Source organism: Streptomyces luteolifulvus (assembly GCF_008806595.1).
Classification (GTDB): Bacteria; Actinomycetota; Actinomycetes; order Streptomycetales; family Streptomycetaceae; genus Streptomyces; species Streptomyces luteolifulvus.
This window is the reverse complement of the sequence record NZ_VZRB01000003.1, coordinates 96,044-110,445: the sequence shown is the minus strand read 5'-3', so window position 1 is coordinate 110,445 and position 14,402 is coordinate 96,044. Positions and strand designations below refer to the sequence as shown.

Here is a 14,402-nt window from a genome sequence, read left to right as displayed (position 1 = left end):
TGGTGGTCGGCTGAGAGCGCGTGACAAGGGCTCTGCGAGCGCGGCTGAGCGGGGGCCGGATGATGGCGCGGCTGCCGGTTCGTTGTGGCTGGTCGCGCAGTTCCCCGCGTCCCTTGCTCAGCCGGGCCACCTGCATCGTCACCGTCCGAGGGAGGTGCGCCATGGTGAAGGCGGCCCAGCGGGTTGCGCGGAGCAGTGTGTGGCTGGAGGGCAGGGCGCGCCGGGGCGGGCGGGGCGGTGGGCAGCCCTCGAGGCTGGACCGGGGCCGGATCACGGAGGTCACCGTGCGGCTTCTGGACGCGGAGGGGCTGGCCAGGTTCTCCATGCGCCGGCTCGCCGCGGAGCTGAACGTCACGGCGATGTCCCTCTACTGGTACGTCGACACCAAGGACGACCTCCTCGAACTCGCCCTCGACGCGGCCTTCGGCGAACTGCGTCCGCCCGGCCCGGACATGGACGACGAGCACTGGCGCGAGCGGTTACGGACGCCGGCCGGCGAGTACCGCGCCCTGCTGGTCCGCCACCCCTGGCTGTCGCCGCTCGCCGGGACGTATCTCAACATCGGCCCGAACTCGCTGGCGTTCTCCCGCCGGATGCAGCGGGTCATCTGCCGCACGGGACTGCCCGCGCACCGTGTCACGGGTGCCCTCTGCGCCGTCCTCCAGTTCGTCTACGGCTACGGCACGATCGAGGGCCACCTCTTCGCGCGCGAGGCGGACGCCACCGCGTCCCCGGTCGCGGAGATGCTGGACCGCGACTTCACCTTCGCCCTGGACCTGCTGGTGGCCGGAATCGAGGCAGTGGTGGAAAAAGACCGCGGCACCCCTTAGCCCGTCCGGCCGTTGGAGAACGAGGCCGCTCAGGCCGATGGGCCGGAGGCCCGGGCGCACAGCCCCCAGCCACGAGCCTCAGCCCTCGACCAACCGCGCAGGAAAGCCGCCGGTCGCAACCGGCCCCCACCGCTCAGGTGTCACCCTGATGATCGACTTGCCCTGCTTGACCATGGCCGCGCGGTACTCGTCCCAGTCGGGGTGCTCGCCGGCGATGTTGCGGTAGTACTCGACGAGCGGCTCCACCGAGTCCGGCGCGTCGACGACCTCGGCGGTCCCGTCGATCTGGACCCACGGCCCGTTCCAGTCGTCGCTCAGCACGATGAGGCCGACCCGCGGATCCCGTTTGGCGTTGCGCGTCTTGGCCCGCTCGGGGTAGGTCGAGACGACGATCCGCCCCGAGTCGTCGACCCCACAGGTGAGCGGCGACCCCTGCGGACCGCCGTCGCCGCGTCGGGTCAGCAGGATGGCGCGATGCCGGGGCCGTACGAACTCCAGCAGCTCCTGAAGCGATACGACGGTGTTGGTCGCGATGTTCGGTGCCATGGGGGCAGCCTAGAACGCGAGTGCCTCGCTCAAGTCGCTGTACACGGGCACGTCCCGGCGCAGGCCGGTCAGTTCCAGGACGCGGCTTGCCATGCCGTCCGGGGCCGCCACCACCCGTACCCGCACCCGGGGAGGCACCCCGCGCCGGACGGTGTCGATGAGGCGGGCGCCCTGCGAGTCCATGAACCGGTTCCCGGTGAGGTCCAGGACCAGGATCCGCAGTGGCCCGGGGTGGGTGTCGACAACGGACATGACGTGCAGGAACAGGGCTTCGGCGGTGCAGAAGTCGATGTCGGCGGGCAGTGCGAGCACGGTGCGGTCGGGCCGGTCGAGGGGTTTCGGGATCAAGGTCACGGGTCTCACCTGGCAGACGTCCGTCCGGATTGCGGGAGGCCGCTTCCTGACCTGTCGGACCATTCCATCACGGTGGCACGGGAGTTCGGAAGTGAGCAGCTAGAGTGCTGTCCGTCCTGTGCTCGCAGTCGGGAATGTGCTGCGGAGCTCTCCTGCGCATGGCCGTTCGGCCGTGCATGCCGAAGAGGTTCGTGGTGGCTGCGTCTGATTTTCCTGATTTGCCCCGTTATGCTGCGGGTTTCGAGCTGGCCGAAGCCCTCACCGCCGCAGCCCGGCAACTGCACGGGACGGCCACCCCGCACAGCACCCTGCGCACCGCGGTCCGCCTGGCCGTGACCATCCTGCCCGGCGCCGAACACGCCGGTATCTCCGTGATCGAACGTCCCCACCATCGCCGTACCGTCGCCTGGACCGACGAGGCCGTGCGCTCGGCCGAGGCGGAGGTCGCGGGCCGGGAACACCCGCTGTGGACGACTCCGGTGCTGCGGACGGAGGACCTCCAGGCCGACGCCGCCGATGCCGCCCGCAGCGCGCTGAACGACGCGGGCCCGACCGGCACGGGCGGCCTGCGCTCGGCCCTGTCGCTGCGCCTGAGAGCCGACCGCCGCCGGCTCACGGTGCTCACGGCGTACGCCCGCAAGCCGAACGTCTTCGACGAGAGAGCCACCCGGATCGGCCGGCTCTTCACCGCGCACGTCAGCCTGGCCCTCGACTCGGTCACCGTGCGCGAGCAGCTGACGGAGGCCATGCGCACCCGGGACCTGATCGGCCAGGCCACCGGCATCCTCATGGAACGCATGGACATCGACGCGGCGGAGGCCTTCGAGAGCCTGGTACGCGCCTCGCAGCGGGAGAACGTGAAGCTGCGCGACCTCGCCCGCCGCATCGTCGATGCGAACAACGCCACATGAGGGGCGGGGCGTGTCCGGGCCCGGCCGGGATACCCGAACCGTCATGAAACCTGACACGCCCGACACCCTTGAGCAGGCCATGGTGCGCAGCAGCGGTCTCGACACCCTGCTGCGTGATCTGACCGACCGCGCGGTGCAGGCCGTGCCCGGCGCGGCTGCGTGCAGCATCACGGTGCGTCGCGCCGACCGGCTGCTGACCCTGGCGGGCAGCAGGGGGCTGCCGAGCGGCCTCGACCAGCGCCAGTACGAGAACGGCTCCGGCCCCTGTGTGGCGGCCGCCGCGACCAGGACCGAGCAGTACGCCGCCGACCTGGCCGAGGAGACCCGCTGGCCGTCCTACACGGCGTACGCGCTCTCCGCCGGCGTCCACAGCGTGCTGGCGGTGCCGCTGGACCTCGACAGCGCGGGCGGCGGGGCGGGCGCCGCGATCAACCTCTACGGGGTCGAGGCCGGGGCCCTGGACGCGGGACGGGACGCGGCCCGTACGTTCGCGGCCCGGGTGGCCCACGCGATCGACGCGGCCCTGCGCATCGAACGCCGCCGGGAGTCGGTGGCCGATGTGCGCACGGCGCTGCTCTCGCGCAGCGTCATCGACCAGGCGATCGGCATCCTCATGGCGCGGGAGCGGATCGACGCCCGTATCGCGCTGGATCGCCTGCGCCGCGTCTCGCAGGACAAGAACGTCAAACTCCGTGATCTGTGCACCGACTTGGTGGCCCGGGCGAGCCGGGACGGACGGACGCCGTCGCGCCGTCAGTCGTCCTGAGAGCCGTCAGTCGTCATGAGAGCGGCCGGCGGGCACGCACCCCCTCGGAGCGCGCGCCCGCCACGGGCCGGATGTGGAACTACTCGCCGGGATGCGCCAGTTCGATGTCGTGGTCGTCGGTGCCGGGGCCGCTGAGCGTCAAAGCCGTGGCCACCTGCGGGTAGCCCGTGGCGATGACGGTGTACTCGCCGCCGTCCAGGCCGGTGAAGCCGTACGCCCCGTCCGCCCCGGTCGTGGCCGTGCCGGCCACCTTGCCCGCCGCGTCCACCAGCGTCACGCGCGCGTCGGCGAGGGGCCCGTGCGGTGCCCGTACGACACCCTGGACCCGGGCCCCGGCGTCGAGACCGACCTCGATCCGGGTGACCCCGGTGCCGCCCACCTGGACCGGCAGGGCGCGCGGCAGGTACCCGGCGGCGTTCACCGCGACGGTCACGGCGCCCGGCGCCGGCCCGGGAAAGGCGAACCCGCCCTGCTCACCGGTGGTCCCGGTGGCGAGCAGGTCCCCGTGGGCATCGGTCACGACGACCGTGGCGTCCGCGACCGGCACGCCCGTCTCCGCGGCCCGCACCAGAACGTTCAGCCCGCCGGTGCCGCTGAGCACGATGTCGTACGGGACCGGCTTGCCGTCGACGACGACGGTGGACGCATGCGGCTGGAACCCGTCGGCGACGGCGATCAGGACGTACGACCCCGTGCCGGGCGCATCCATCGCATAGGAGCCGTCGGCCTGGGCGACCGACCGGCCGAGCTGCCGTCCCTGCGGCGAGATCAGTGTGACGGCGGCCCGCGGCACGGGCTCACTCTCGTCGTCGCGGACGAAGCCGCGGACCGAGAGACCGTCAGCAGCCCCTTCCACAGCGGCCTCGGCGGGGACGGCCCAGCTCGGGACCTTCTCCCCGGCGGGAGCCTCGACGGCGGCCGGAGCCGGAGTCTGAGCCGCCCGCGCCGGCACGCCACCCGCCCGCAGCGGGACCTCCTTGATGAACAACGTGATGAGGAAGGCCAGCAGCGCCATGCCCGCCGCGATCAGGAACACGTCCGCGATGCCGTGGCCGTACGCGCTCTCCATCACGGTCCGCAGCGGCGCGGGCAGCTTGTCCATGTCCGGGATCTCGCCGGTCGAGCTCGAACCGGAAGCGAGCGAGGCGTACTTGGGGCCGAGGCCCGCAATGCCGTCCTCGGCGTAGCCGGTGATCCGGTCCGCCATGACGGCACCGAGCGCGGAGACGCCCATCGCACCGCCGAGGGAACGGAAGAAGGTCACCGTGGAGCTGGCCGAGCCGAGGTCGTTCGGGTCGACCTGGTTCTGCGTGGACAGCACCAGGTTCTGCATCATCATGCCGATGCCGAGACCCAGCAGCGCCATGAAGACCGCGGTCTTCCAGTACTCCGTGTCGTAGCGGACGGTGCCCAGCAGCCCGAGACCGGCCGTGACCAGCACGCCGCCGCTGACCAGCCAGGCCTTCCACTTACCGGTGCGGGTGATGAGCTGCCCGGAGAGGGTGGAGGAGATGAACAGACCGGCGATCATCGGGATCGTCAGCACGCCGGACATGGTCGGGGATTCGTCCCGGGCCAGCTGGAAGTACTGCGCGAAGAACACCGTCCCGGAGAACATCGCGACGCCCACGAACATCGAGGCGATCGACGACAGGGTGATGGTGCGGTTGCGGAACAGCCGCAGCGGGATGATCGGCTCGCTCGCCCTCGACTCGACGAGCACGAAGACCAGCGCGAGCACGATCGAGCCCGCGACCATCGAGTACGTCTGCCAGGACAGCCAGTCGTACTTGTCACCGGCGAAGGTGACCCACACCAGCAGCAGCGAGACCGCGGCCGAGATGAAGAACGCGCCCGCCCAGTCGACCTTCACGTCCCGCTTCACGACCGGCAGATGCAGCGTCTTCTGCAGCACGATCAGCGCGATCACCGCGAAGGGCACACCGACGTAGAAGCACCAGCGCCAGCCGAGCCACGAGGTGTCGGTGATGACCCCGCCGAGCAGCGGGCCGCCGACGGTGGCGACTGCGAAGGTCGCGCCCAGGTAGCCGGAGTAACGCCCGCGTTCACGCGGCGAGATCATGGCCGCCATCACGATCTGCGCGAGGGCGGACAGTCCGCCGACGCCGATGCCCTGGACCACTCGGCAGGCGATCAGCATGCCGGGGTTCTGCGACAGACCGGCGGCCGCGGAGCCCAGCACATAGATGACGAGCGCGATCTGAACGAGCGCCTTCTTGCTGTACAGGTCGGAGAGCTTGCCCCACAGGGGCGTGGCCGCCGTCATCGACAGCAGCGTGGCGGTGACGACCCAGGTGTAGGCGGATTGGCCGCCGCCGAGATCGCCGATGATCTCCGGGAGGGCGTTGGAGACGATCGTGGACGACAGGATCGCCACGAACATCCCCAGCAGCAGCCCGGAGAGCGCCTCCATGATCTGCCGGTGCGTCATTTGGACGTCGCCCGGGGAGCCTGCGGAGTCTGTGGAGCCCGGGGAGGCGGTGGAACCTCTCGCGTGTTTGGCGTGGGCCCGCACACCGGCCTGTGTGGTCGTTGCCATGGGATTCCTTTTCCAAGAGTTCGTTCTAAGAGTTCGCGGATGTACGGGTGGTCGGTTCGGGTACGGGCGGCGGTGCCGGCCGGGCCGGGGCGGAGCGGCAGTCGTCGAAGCTCGCCCTCAGCCGTGCCATGAGCCGGGTGAGCCGGTCGACGTCGTCGTCGCTCCAGTTGCTCAGTCGCTCGGCGAGCATCCGGGTGGTCCGCAGGGACATCTCGTCGACCTGGGCCCGGCCCTCGGGGGTGAGGTGCAGGATGCGCGAGCGTTTGTCCGCCGGGTCGGGGGAGCGCTCGACCCAGCCGCGCTCGGCGACATGGGCCACATGCCGGCTGGTCACCGACATGTCCACGGCGAGCAGCTCCGCGAGCTTGCTCATGCGCATGCCGTCGTGGCGTGCGAGAAGGGTCAGTACGGCGGCGGACCCGGCCGGACAGTCCCCCGGCAGCATCCGCCCCATCTCCCTGCGTACGGCACCGAAGGCGCTGAACTGACGGATCAGCTCCTCGTACAGCGCCTGCTCGCCCATCGTGACCCCCATGTTCGTTGCTTAGGGCAACTATAAGCAGGTTGGTTGCCGCAGGCAAATAAAACGGGGTGGGGGCGGCATAAAAACTTGGCAAAGGCAAGTATTGCGACCGTAAATGTCCAGGTGGGGAGAGGTGGTGCAGGGTCCGAGCCCCCACTTGGGTCGCACCGGTGGATTCGCTAGTGTCTCGGGGCATGGCTAACACCCAGGGCCCCCAGGGCAACCACGACCCCGCCGGCAGCACCCAGATGTTCCGCGCGTTCGTCGACGAGGCCCCGCGGGGCCGTCAGACGGCCGCGGGCTCCTCGGGGCCCCGCATCGGCCTGATCCTCGGCGTGGTCGTCGCCGTGGCGATCGTCGCCGCGGTGGCGTGGCTGGCGCTCAAGTAGGGCGGCGAGCCGCTCCTTCAGGCGCGGAACGCGACGAGCTCCAGCGGAACGCGACTAAGTAGGTCGGGCTAGTCCGCTACGGTTCGGCAGCGCCCTGAAGGGGTGCGGGGAACTGCGCGACCAGCCACGATGGTGCCGCAGACGGCCGACGACGCATCGCGCCACTTCCAGCGGAGCGCTCAGCTCCACCGGACGGAGACGTCCCGCGTCTCGATGTGCATGCCGAGCGGCACCCGCCAGGCGTCCACGCACACCGTCCAGGTCTTCTCCTTCCGCGCGCCGGCACCGATCGGCGCCGGAAGGTCCTCGGTCGACTCGATCGTCCCCCAGTCGATCCCGAGCGCGCCGATGATGTGCGTCCCGAAGGTCACCGTGCCCGAACGCACCCCGGTCCCGCCACTGTTGCGGAATTCCACGGTCACCTTCTCGCACCACCGCTTCTCCGTGGGCTCGCGCTCGGGCGCACCCCAGCTCAGTGCGGCGGGCCCGGTGGGCGCCACGGTGCGCGACGCGCTGGGCGAGGCGGACGGCGCGGACGGGGCCGTACGACCGGGCTCGGCGCCGTCGGCCGACGGGCCGGGGCTGTCCGCCGTCGCGCGGGCGCCGGGTGTGGGCCCCGGGACCGCGCTCGGACCGCCGCTCCCTCCGCCGCTCCCTCCGGGTGAGTCGCCGTCAGCCTTCCCGCCCGGCCTCGCGTCGAGCGGCACCAGCGTCACACCCCCCGTGGGCGCCACCGCCGTACCGGAGGCACGAGGAGAAGGACCGCCCCCCGCTCCGATGGCGACATAGCCGCCGCCTCCTCCTCCGCCCCCGCACGCGGCCGGCACCCCGCCCAGACAGGCGACGGCCGCCGCGGCGCCGATCACGGCGCCCCGACGGCCGGGTGTCCATGTCGCTCGAAGCATCGCGCCAGTGTCGCTGACACTCCGTCAGGAAGGAACCCCTCAGAGCACTCTGCCCCTTCTGACCTCTCGGGGTTCTCGGAGTCGTTGGTGTCGTTGATGTCCTCGGAGTTCTCGGCGTCCTCGGATTCCTCAGTCCGAGATGAGTCCCTCGCGCAGCTGCGCCAGCGTCCGGGTCAGCAGCCGGGAGACATGCATCTGCGAGATGCCGACCTCCTCGCCGATCTGCGACTGGGTCATGTTGGCGAAGAAGCGGAGCATGATGATCTGCCGCTCGCGGGGCGGGAGTTTGGCCAGGAGGGGCTTGAGCGACTCCCGGTACTCCACGCCCTCCAGGGCGCTGTCCTCGTAGCCGAGCCGGTCGGCCAGGGAGCCCTCGCCGCCGTCGTCCTCCGGCGCCGGGGAGTCGAGTGAGGAGGCGGTGTACGCGTTGCCGACCGCGAGGCCGTCGACGACGTCCTCCTCCGACACCCCGAGCACGGCGGCGAGTTCGGTGACGGTCGGGGAGCGGTCGAGCTTCTGGGAGAGCTCGTCACTGGCCTTCGTCAGGGCCAGGCGCAGCTCCTGCAGCCGGCGCGGCACACGCACCGACCACGAGGTGTCGCGGAAGAACCGCTTGATCTCGCCGACGACGGTCGGCATCGCGAACGTAGGGAACTCCACGCCCCGTTCGCAGTCGAAGCGGTCGATCGCCTTGATCAGGCCGATGGTGCCGACCTGGACGATGTCCTCCATCGGCTCGTTGCGGGAGCGGAAGCGGGCGGCCGCGTAGCGCACCAGCGGGAGGTTGAGCTCGATGAGGGTGTCCCGGACGTACGCACGCTCGGGGCTGTTCTCGTCGAGGGCGGCGAGCCGCAGGAAAAGGGAGCGGGACAGGGTGCGGGTGTCGATGTTCTCCGAGGCCGGCGGGGCCGGGACATCGGCGGCCGGAAGGGCCGGGGCCGGTGCGGTCTCGAGAACCGCCACCTCGTCGATCGGGCCGAGCGCGGCGTCGGCGGGCGCGGACTCGCTCTTCGTGAGCGTGAGCACCTTCGAGCTGCCCTTGTCTGCGGACATGCCACCCCCTTTGGGTCGCGGGACGGTCGCGGCGAACGCTCCCGAACTGAGGAACGCAGCCTTCACCTGAATACCGGAGCCGGAGCCACGGCAAACGCGCTGACGGAAGAATGTCACATGTCGGCAACGCGCTGTAGTGACATGTCGACATGCGAGACGCTGATCCGCCCTGGAAAGAGGTGGTCTGACGGTCTTTCAGTGCAGAACTGTCGGGAACCGCCCTGGTGAGCGATTCGCTCGCGACGGTGATGAATCGATCCCGTATTCGGTTACGCGTCGATCCTGTTCGCGGACCGCAGCCGCTGGAAGCTACGCGCGAGCAGCCGCGAGACATGCATCTGGGAGACGCCGAGTTCGGCGCTGATTTGCGACTGGGTGAGATTGCTGTAGTAGCGCAGCAGCAGAATTCGCTGTTCCCGTTCGGGGAGTTGGACCAGCAGATGCCGTACGAGATCCCGGTGCTCCACCCCGTCCAGCGCCGGGTCCTCGTAGCCGAGCCGGTCCAGCAGGCCCGGCAGTCCGTCGCCCTCCTGCGCCGCCTCCAGCGAGGTGGCGTGGTACGACCGCCCGGCCTCGATGCAGGACAGGACCTCCTCCTCGGTGATGCGCAGCCGCTCGGCGATCTCGGCGGTCGTCGGGGTGCGCCCGAAGGAGGTCGTCAGGTCCTCGGTCGCACTGTTGACCTGCACCCACAGCTCGTGCAGCCGGCGCGGCACATGGACCGTGCGGACGTTGTCGCGGAAGTACCGCTTGATCTCGCCGACGACGGTCGGCATCGCGAACGTCGGGAACTGCACGCCCCGGTCCGGGTCGAAACGGTCGATGGCGTTGATGAGTCCGATGGTGCCGACCTGGATCACGTCCTCCATCGGCTCGTTGCGGGAGCGGAAGCGGGCGGCCGCGTAGCGCACGAGCGGGAGGTTCGCCTCGATGAGCGCCCCACGCACCCGGTTGTGCTCCGGTGTGCCGGGCTGGAGCTCCTTGAGCTGGCCGAAGAGCACCTGGGTGAGGGCCCGGGTGTCGGCGCCACGGCTGCGCTGCGGGGCGGCGGCGGGGGCGGGGGCGGCGGGTTCCACGGGTGGGTCGGTTTCCAAGGGCGGTGCTTGAGGCGCAGTACTGGCCGGCACGGTCAACTCCACCTCGTGATCCATCAACTCATCCGTCAAAAGCGGTCATAGCATCACAAGACATGTGCACTGTGTGCAAGCACCGCATAACGCCGTGTTGAGGGCAAGTTGATACGCCGAACGCAGAAAAGCCCCCTGCCGTCCGGCGGGGGGCTCGGGGGCTCGGGGGCGAGCGCGCTCAGTACGCGTAGTCGGCGATCACCCAGGTGGCGAACTCCTTCCAGAGCGCCACCCCCGCCTGGTGCTCCGGGTGCTCCACATACCGCCGCAGCGCCTCCGCGTCCTCGAACCCCGAGTTGATGGCGAAGTCGTACGCGATGGGCCGGTCGCTGATGTTCCAGCCCAGCTCCCAGAAGCGGATCTCGGGGATCTTGCCATCCAGGGCACGGAAGGCCTCGACACCCTTCACGACGCGCGGGTCGTCACGCTCGACGCCCTCGTTGAGCTTGAAGAGGACCAGGTGGCGGATCATGAGCACTCCCGGGCGGTGCGAGGGGCCGCTTCAGTCGGTTCGGTCGCTTCAGTTGGGGGCGCCGTCGGCGATCCACGACATGAAGTCACCGATGGCCCTGGCGGCGTCCGATATGCCCTCGAACCCTATCTGGACGTAGTCGGCGGCCTTGGCCGGGTCCGTGATGATCACGTACAGCACGAAAACCGCGAGCACATAGACGGCGACCTTCTTCGAATTCACCGCCACCGCGGCCTCCCTGTGACTGTTGCGCCCCGTGGGCCCCCTGTTGCGCCCGGCGAGTGTAACCTTCGCACCCCTCACCAGGCCCCAACGGCCCGCGGGCCGCCCGGCCTTTCCGGACGCACGAAGGGCCCCGTCGTGCGACGGGGCCCTTCTTCAGCGGTAGCGGAGGGATTTGAACCCTCGGTGACTTGCGCCACACTCGCTTTCGAGGCGAGCTCCTTCGGCCGCTCGGACACGCTACCGAGGGAGACCTTACAGCACGGCGGCCCAGGCCCTGAAATCCGTATTCAGCGGTCCCGGAAGAACTCCGTGAGCAGCAGGGCGCACTCCTCGGCGAGCACGCCCTCGATCACCTCGGGCCGATGGTTGAGCCGTCGGTCGCGCACCACGTCCCAGAGGGAGCCGGCCGCGCCCGCCTTCTCGTCGCGGGCGCCGTAGACCACGCGGTCCACACGGGACTGGACGAGGGCGCCCGCGCACATCGTGCACGGCTCCAGCGTCACCACCAGAGTGCAGCCGGACAGCCGCCACTGACCCAGCTCGGCGGCGCCGCGCCGGAGGGCGAGGACCTCCGCGTGGGCCGTCGGGTCGCCGGTGGCCTCGCGCTCGTTGTGCCCGGCGGCGAGCACCGTCGTACCGTCCGGGGACAGCAGGACGGCGCCGACGGGGACGTCCCCGCCGCGGCCGGCCTGCTCGGCCTCGTCCAGGGCGAGCCGCATCGCGGCCCGCCAGCGGTCGTGTACCGGGTCCGGTGCCGGACCCGGGGCCGGTGCGGTCAGCGGACGGTCTCCAGGACCTCCGAGGCGCCGAGGGCCTCGGCGATCGCGCCCAGCGCGTCCTCCGCGTCCAGGGCGCGCAGCTCCTTCTCGCTGACGCCGAGGTCGTCGAGGATCTCGCTGTCGCCGACCGGGCTGTGCGGCACGGCGTCGGCGGAGGCGCCGTCCTCGTCGTCGTCCGCGTCCTTGTCGGGCTCACCGTCCTCCGTGCCGTCGAGGTCGAGGGAGTCCAGGTCGGCGTCGTCGTCGCCGGGCTCCCTTCCGAGCAGTTCGTCCGTGAGCAGGATCTCGCCGTACGAGCTGCGGGCAGCGGCGGCGGCGTCCGAGACGTAGATACGTGGGTCGTCCTCACCGTCCACCCGGACGAGGCCGAACCACGCGTCCTCCTGCTCGATCAGGACCAGAACCGTGTCGTCGTCGGGCGAGGCTTCACGGGCCAGGTCGGCCAGATCCGACAGGGTTTCCACATCGTCGAGCTCTGTGTCGCTCGCTTCCCACCCGTCTTCGGTGCGCGCGAGCAGTGCGGCGAAGTACACCGTGACTCTCCCACTGGTCATAGGCGTGCCGGTTGGGGGTCCCCCCGGCGGAGGTTGCGGGCGGGGAGTGCTGTGCTCCGAGCCCCACCCACTCGGAATCGTGGCAGAAACAAGGCGTTCAGGGGACGTCTTCGGCTCCCTGTGTCCGCCCGTTTCGATCGTCCACCAGCGGATCGTACGCGGCCGACGGGGTGACGCACGCACCCGGTCGCCCGCGCGAGGCGCCGGAACTGCCGCCGCCGGAGCGCCGGAAGGGGTGCCGCGCTACCAGCGGAAGGTGCGCATGCGCAGGGCGTGGCGCAGCCGTGCGGCCTTGGCACGGCGGGGCTGTACGCGGTCGCGCAGCTCGCGCGCCTCGGTCAGTTCCCGCAGGAACTGGGCCCGTCGCCGCCTTCGCTCGGCGTCGGACTCCCGCTGTGACGCGTCCTCGTGGGACTCTTGGTCAGCCATCGGCACACCACCCCGCTACGTCCCTCCCACTTTCCCTCTGATGGGCGGTTTGATGCCAGCGTGTGGGTGAAGCCGAGTCGGCCGGCTTGCCGCCCTTCGGGGACGCCGGGCACATCGGGCCCGGTTACTGTTGTGGACATGCGTCTCCATGTCGTCGACCACCCCCTGGTCGCCCACAAGCTCACCACGCTGCGCGACGAGCGCACCGACTCCCCGACCTTCCGGCGGCTCGCCGACGAGCTGGTCACCCTGCTCGCCTACGAGGCCACCCGGGACGTGCGCACCGAACAGGTCGACCTCAGGACGCCGGTCGCCTCGACCACGGGCGTCAAGCTCTCCCACCCCCGCCCGCTGGTCGTGCCGATCCTGCGGGCCGGTCTCGGCATGCTCGACGGCATGGTCCGGCTGCTGCCGACCGCCGAGGTGGGCTTCCTGGGCATGATCCGCAACGAGGAGACGCTGCAGGCGTCCACGTACGCCACGCGCATGCCGGAGGACCTCTCCGGGCGCCAGGTGTACGTCCTCGACCCGATGCTCGCCACCGGCGGCACCCTCGTCGCGGCGATCCACGAGCTGATCAAGCGCGGTGCCGACGATGTGACCGCGGTGGTGCTGCTCGCCGCTCCGGAGGGCGTCGCGGTCATGGAGCGCGAGCTGGCGGGCACCCCGGTGACGGTCGTGACGGCATCGGTCGACGAGCGCCTCAACGACCACGGCTACATCGTGCCGGGCCTGGGCGACGCGGGGGACCGGATGTACGGGGCGGCCGAGTAGGGCCTGTCCGGCGGATCGGGCCGCAGGGAAGCAGCCGGGCCCGATCAGCGCCGGTGAGCGGGGTCCGGTGCGTGCAGCTGCAAGGCGGAGGAGGGCGCGCCGGGCCCCGCGTCTGCGGTGTGATCCGCCGGACGGGCCCTGGGGCCCGGCTCCCTTACGGGGCTCAGCAGCTCTTCGCGGAGGCGGACGTCGGCCGCGGCGCGGTCAGTTCGGCCAGCGCCCGGTCCGCGGCCGCCTTCGCCGTCAGGGACTTGAAGCCGGTGCCGATGATCAGATCGACGTCGGTGCCCTTGCGGGCGGCGTCGGTGCGGCGCTCGGCGGTGCCGAGCTGGGTGCCGAGGACGGGCAGCGAGGTGTTCAGGGAGGATGCGGGGCCGAGCAGCATCCCGATACCGGCGATCTTCTTGTCGTACTCCTTCGCCGCGTTGCCCACCTCGCCGATCTTGAAGCCGCGCTTCTTCAGCTCGTCGGCGGTCTTCTTGGCGAGGCCGCTGCGGGGCGTCGCGTTGAACACGTTGACGGTGATCTGGCGGGGCTCGGGCAATGCCTTGGCCGCCCTGGGCGAGGCGGTCACCTTGGTGGCGCAGTCCGCCTTGGGACCGGCCGCCGAGGCCTTCTTGCCGCCGCCGGTGAAGACGTCGACGAGCTGGATGGTGCCCCAGCCGATCACACCGAGACCCGCACCGCAGGCGATGACGACGACCACGAGCCTGCCGCGCCGCCGGGGACGGCGCATGCGCGGGTACTTGTCCCCCGTGATCCGGTACTGGCCGCCCATGCCTGGGGGAGTCAGCATGCTCATGAGCGCAGCGTAGTGCGACCGGGCGGCGATTCCTACTAGATGATCATTCGATACCGCTCAGTAGAACCCGAAAGGGCCAACCCGTTGTCCGGCGGCGGCTAATCCAGCTCAAGAACGCGCGCGTGGAGCACCTGGCGCTGCTGCAGCGCCGCCCGCACCGCGCGGTGGAGGCCGTCCTCCAGGTACAGGTCGCCCTGCCACTTCACGACGTGCGCGAAGAGGTCGCCGTAGAAGGTCGAGTCCTCGGCGAGCAGGGTTTCCAGATCGAGCTGGCCCTTGGTCGTCACGAGCTGATCGAGGCGGACCGGGCGCGGCGCGACGTCCGCCCACTGCCGGGTGCTTTCCCGGCCGTGGTCGGGGTACGGCCGGCCGTTTCCGATGCGCTTGAAGATCACACGGAAAG

19 protein-coding genes and 1 tRNA gene are annotated in these 14,402 nt (G+C 70.6%); 5 read left to right on the top strand and 15 right to left on the bottom strand.

Annotated elements, in window-relative coordinates; all coding sequences use genetic code 11:
• Positions 1-161: 161 nt before the first annotated feature.
• A complete protein-coding gene (locus F7R91_RS05445; protein WP_150945040.1) occupies positions 162-830 on the top strand; it encodes a TetR/AcrR family transcriptional regulator in 669 nt (222 codons plus the stop codon).
• A 78-nt stretch (positions 831-908) separates the two neighbouring features.
• On the opposite strand, the gene F7R91_RS05440 is transcribed toward F7R91_RS05445, so the two are convergent.
• Both F7R91_RS05440 and F7R91_RS05435 read right to left on the bottom strand, forming a co-directional pair.
• Complete coding sequence (locus F7R91_RS05440) at positions 909-1,376, bottom strand: PPOX class F420-dependent oxidoreductase (RefSeq protein WP_150945038.1); 468 nt, start codon at positions 1,374-1,376, stop codon at positions 909-911.
• A 9-nt stretch (positions 1,377-1,385) separates the two neighbouring features.
• Entirely contained in the window at positions 1,386-1,730 is a 345-nt protein-coding gene (locus tag F7R91_RS05435) for an STAS domain-containing protein (RefSeq protein WP_225320535.1), read from the bottom strand.
• A gap of 176 nt (positions 1,731-1,906) precedes the next feature.
• On the opposite strand from F7R91_RS05435, the gene F7R91_RS05430 reads away from it, so the two are divergent.
• Together F7R91_RS05430 and F7R91_RS05425 are read left to right on the top strand one after the other, a co-directional pair.
• On the top strand, positions 1,907-2,641 hold the full coding sequence (locus F7R91_RS05430) for an ANTAR domain-containing protein (protein ID WP_191971380.1): 735 nt from the start codon (positions 1,907-1,909) through the stop codon (positions 2,639-2,641).
• A 43-nt stretch (positions 2,642-2,684) separates the two neighbouring features.
• Entirely contained in the window at positions 2,685-3,407 is a 723-nt protein-coding gene (locus tag F7R91_RS05425) for a GAF and ANTAR domain-containing protein (protein ID WP_150945032.1), read from the top strand.
• A gap of 79 nt (positions 3,408-3,486) precedes the next feature.
• On the opposite strand, the gene F7R91_RS05420 is transcribed toward F7R91_RS05425, so the two are convergent.
• Positions 3,487-5,967, bottom strand: a complete 2,481-nt coding sequence (locus F7R91_RS05420) for an MFS transporter (protein ID WP_150945031.1) — start codon at positions 5,965-5,967, stop codon at positions 3,487-3,489.
• A gap of 25 nt (positions 5,968-5,992) precedes the next feature.
• On the bottom strand, positions 5,993-6,490 hold the full coding sequence (locus F7R91_RS05415) for a MarR family winged helix-turn-helix transcriptional regulator (RefSeq protein WP_150945586.1): 498 nt from the start codon (positions 6,488-6,490) through the stop codon (positions 5,993-5,995).
• Between the two features lie 194 nt (positions 6,491-6,684).
• On the opposite strand from F7R91_RS05415, the gene F7R91_RS05410 reads away from it, so the two are divergent.
• Positions 6,685-6,879, top strand: a complete 195-nt coding sequence (locus F7R91_RS05410) for a hypothetical protein (RefSeq protein WP_150945029.1) — start codon at positions 6,685-6,687, stop codon at positions 6,877-6,879.
• A 179-nt stretch (positions 6,880-7,058) separates the two neighbouring features.
• On the opposite strand, the gene F7R91_RS05405 is transcribed toward F7R91_RS05410, so the two are convergent.
• The 9 genes from F7R91_RS05405 to F7R91_RS05365 form a co-directional block, all read right to left on the bottom strand.
• Positions 7,059-7,784 carry a hypothetical protein gene (locus tag F7R91_RS05405; protein ID WP_150945027.1) on the bottom strand — a complete coding sequence of 242 codons (726 nt, stop codon included), beginning with the start codon at positions 7,782-7,784 and terminating at the stop codon, positions 7,059-7,061.
• Positions 7,785-7,913: 129 nt separating this feature from the next.
• The gene (locus tag F7R91_RS05400; protein ID WP_150945025.1) at positions 7,914-8,837 is read right to left on the bottom strand and encodes an RNA polymerase sigma factor SigF; all 924 of its coding nucleotides are present in this window, start codon (positions 8,835-8,837) and stop codon (positions 7,914-7,916) included.
• A gap of 269 nt (positions 8,838-9,106) precedes the next feature.
• Positions 9,107-9,988 carry an RNA polymerase sigma factor SigF gene (locus tag F7R91_RS05395; RefSeq protein WP_191971362.1) on the bottom strand — a complete coding sequence of 294 codons (882 nt, stop codon included), beginning with the start codon at positions 9,986-9,988 and terminating at the stop codon, positions 9,107-9,109.
• 154 nt (positions 9,989-10,142) lie between these two features.
• Positions 10,143-10,436 (bottom strand): Dabb family protein, encoded by a 294-nt coding sequence (locus F7R91_RS05390; protein WP_150945022.1) that lies wholly within the window; start codon positions 10,434-10,436, stop codon positions 10,143-10,145.
• 48 nt (positions 10,437-10,484) lie between these two features.
• Positions 10,485-10,664 carry a hypothetical protein gene (locus F7R91_RS05385; protein ID WP_150945020.1) on the bottom strand — a complete coding sequence of 60 codons (180 nt, stop codon included), beginning with the start codon at positions 10,662-10,664 and terminating at the stop codon, positions 10,485-10,487.
• Between the two features lie 154 nt (positions 10,665-10,818).
• Positions 10,819-10,903: transfer RNA gene (locus F7R91_RS05380), tRNA-Ser, on the bottom strand.
• A 45-nt stretch (positions 10,904-10,948) separates the two neighbouring features.
• Entirely contained in the window at positions 10,949-11,380 is a 432-nt protein-coding gene (gene tadA, locus F7R91_RS05375; protein ID WP_150945018.1) for a tRNA adenosine(34) deaminase TadA, read from the bottom strand.
• A 56-nt stretch (positions 11,381-11,436) separates the two neighbouring features.
• Entirely contained in the window at positions 11,437-11,973 is a 537-nt protein-coding gene (locus F7R91_RS05370; RefSeq protein ID WP_150945585.1) for a tRNA adenosine deaminase-associated protein, read from the bottom strand.
• 264 nt (positions 11,974-12,237) lie between these two features.
• Positions 12,238-12,423, bottom strand: a complete 186-nt coding sequence (locus F7R91_RS05365) for a hypothetical protein (protein ID WP_150945016.1) — start codon at positions 12,421-12,423, stop codon at positions 12,238-12,240.
• A gap of 138 nt (positions 12,424-12,561) precedes the next feature.
• Between F7R91_RS05365 and upp the strand changes: the two genes are divergently transcribed.
• Positions 12,562-13,197: a uracil phosphoribosyltransferase gene (upp, locus tag F7R91_RS05360; protein WP_150945014.1), complete on the top strand. Its 636-nt coding sequence runs from the start codon at positions 12,562-12,564 to the stop codon at positions 13,195-13,197.
• A 163-nt stretch (positions 13,198-13,360) separates the two neighbouring features.
• On the opposite strand, the gene F7R91_RS05355 is transcribed toward upp, so the two are convergent.
• Together F7R91_RS05355 and F7R91_RS05350 are read right to left on the bottom strand one after the other, a co-directional pair.
• Positions 13,361-13,975, bottom strand: coding sequence for a LytR C-terminal domain-containing protein (locus F7R91_RS05355; protein ID WP_150945583.1), 615 nt, complete (start codon positions 13,973-13,975; stop codon positions 13,361-13,363).
• 122 nt (positions 13,976-14,097) lie between these two features.
• A complete protein-coding gene (locus F7R91_RS05350) occupies positions 14,098-14,394 on the bottom strand; it encodes a type II toxin-antitoxin system VapB family antitoxin (protein WP_003999914.1) in 297 nt (98 codons plus the stop codon).
• Positions 14,395-14,402: the final 8 nt, after the last annotated feature.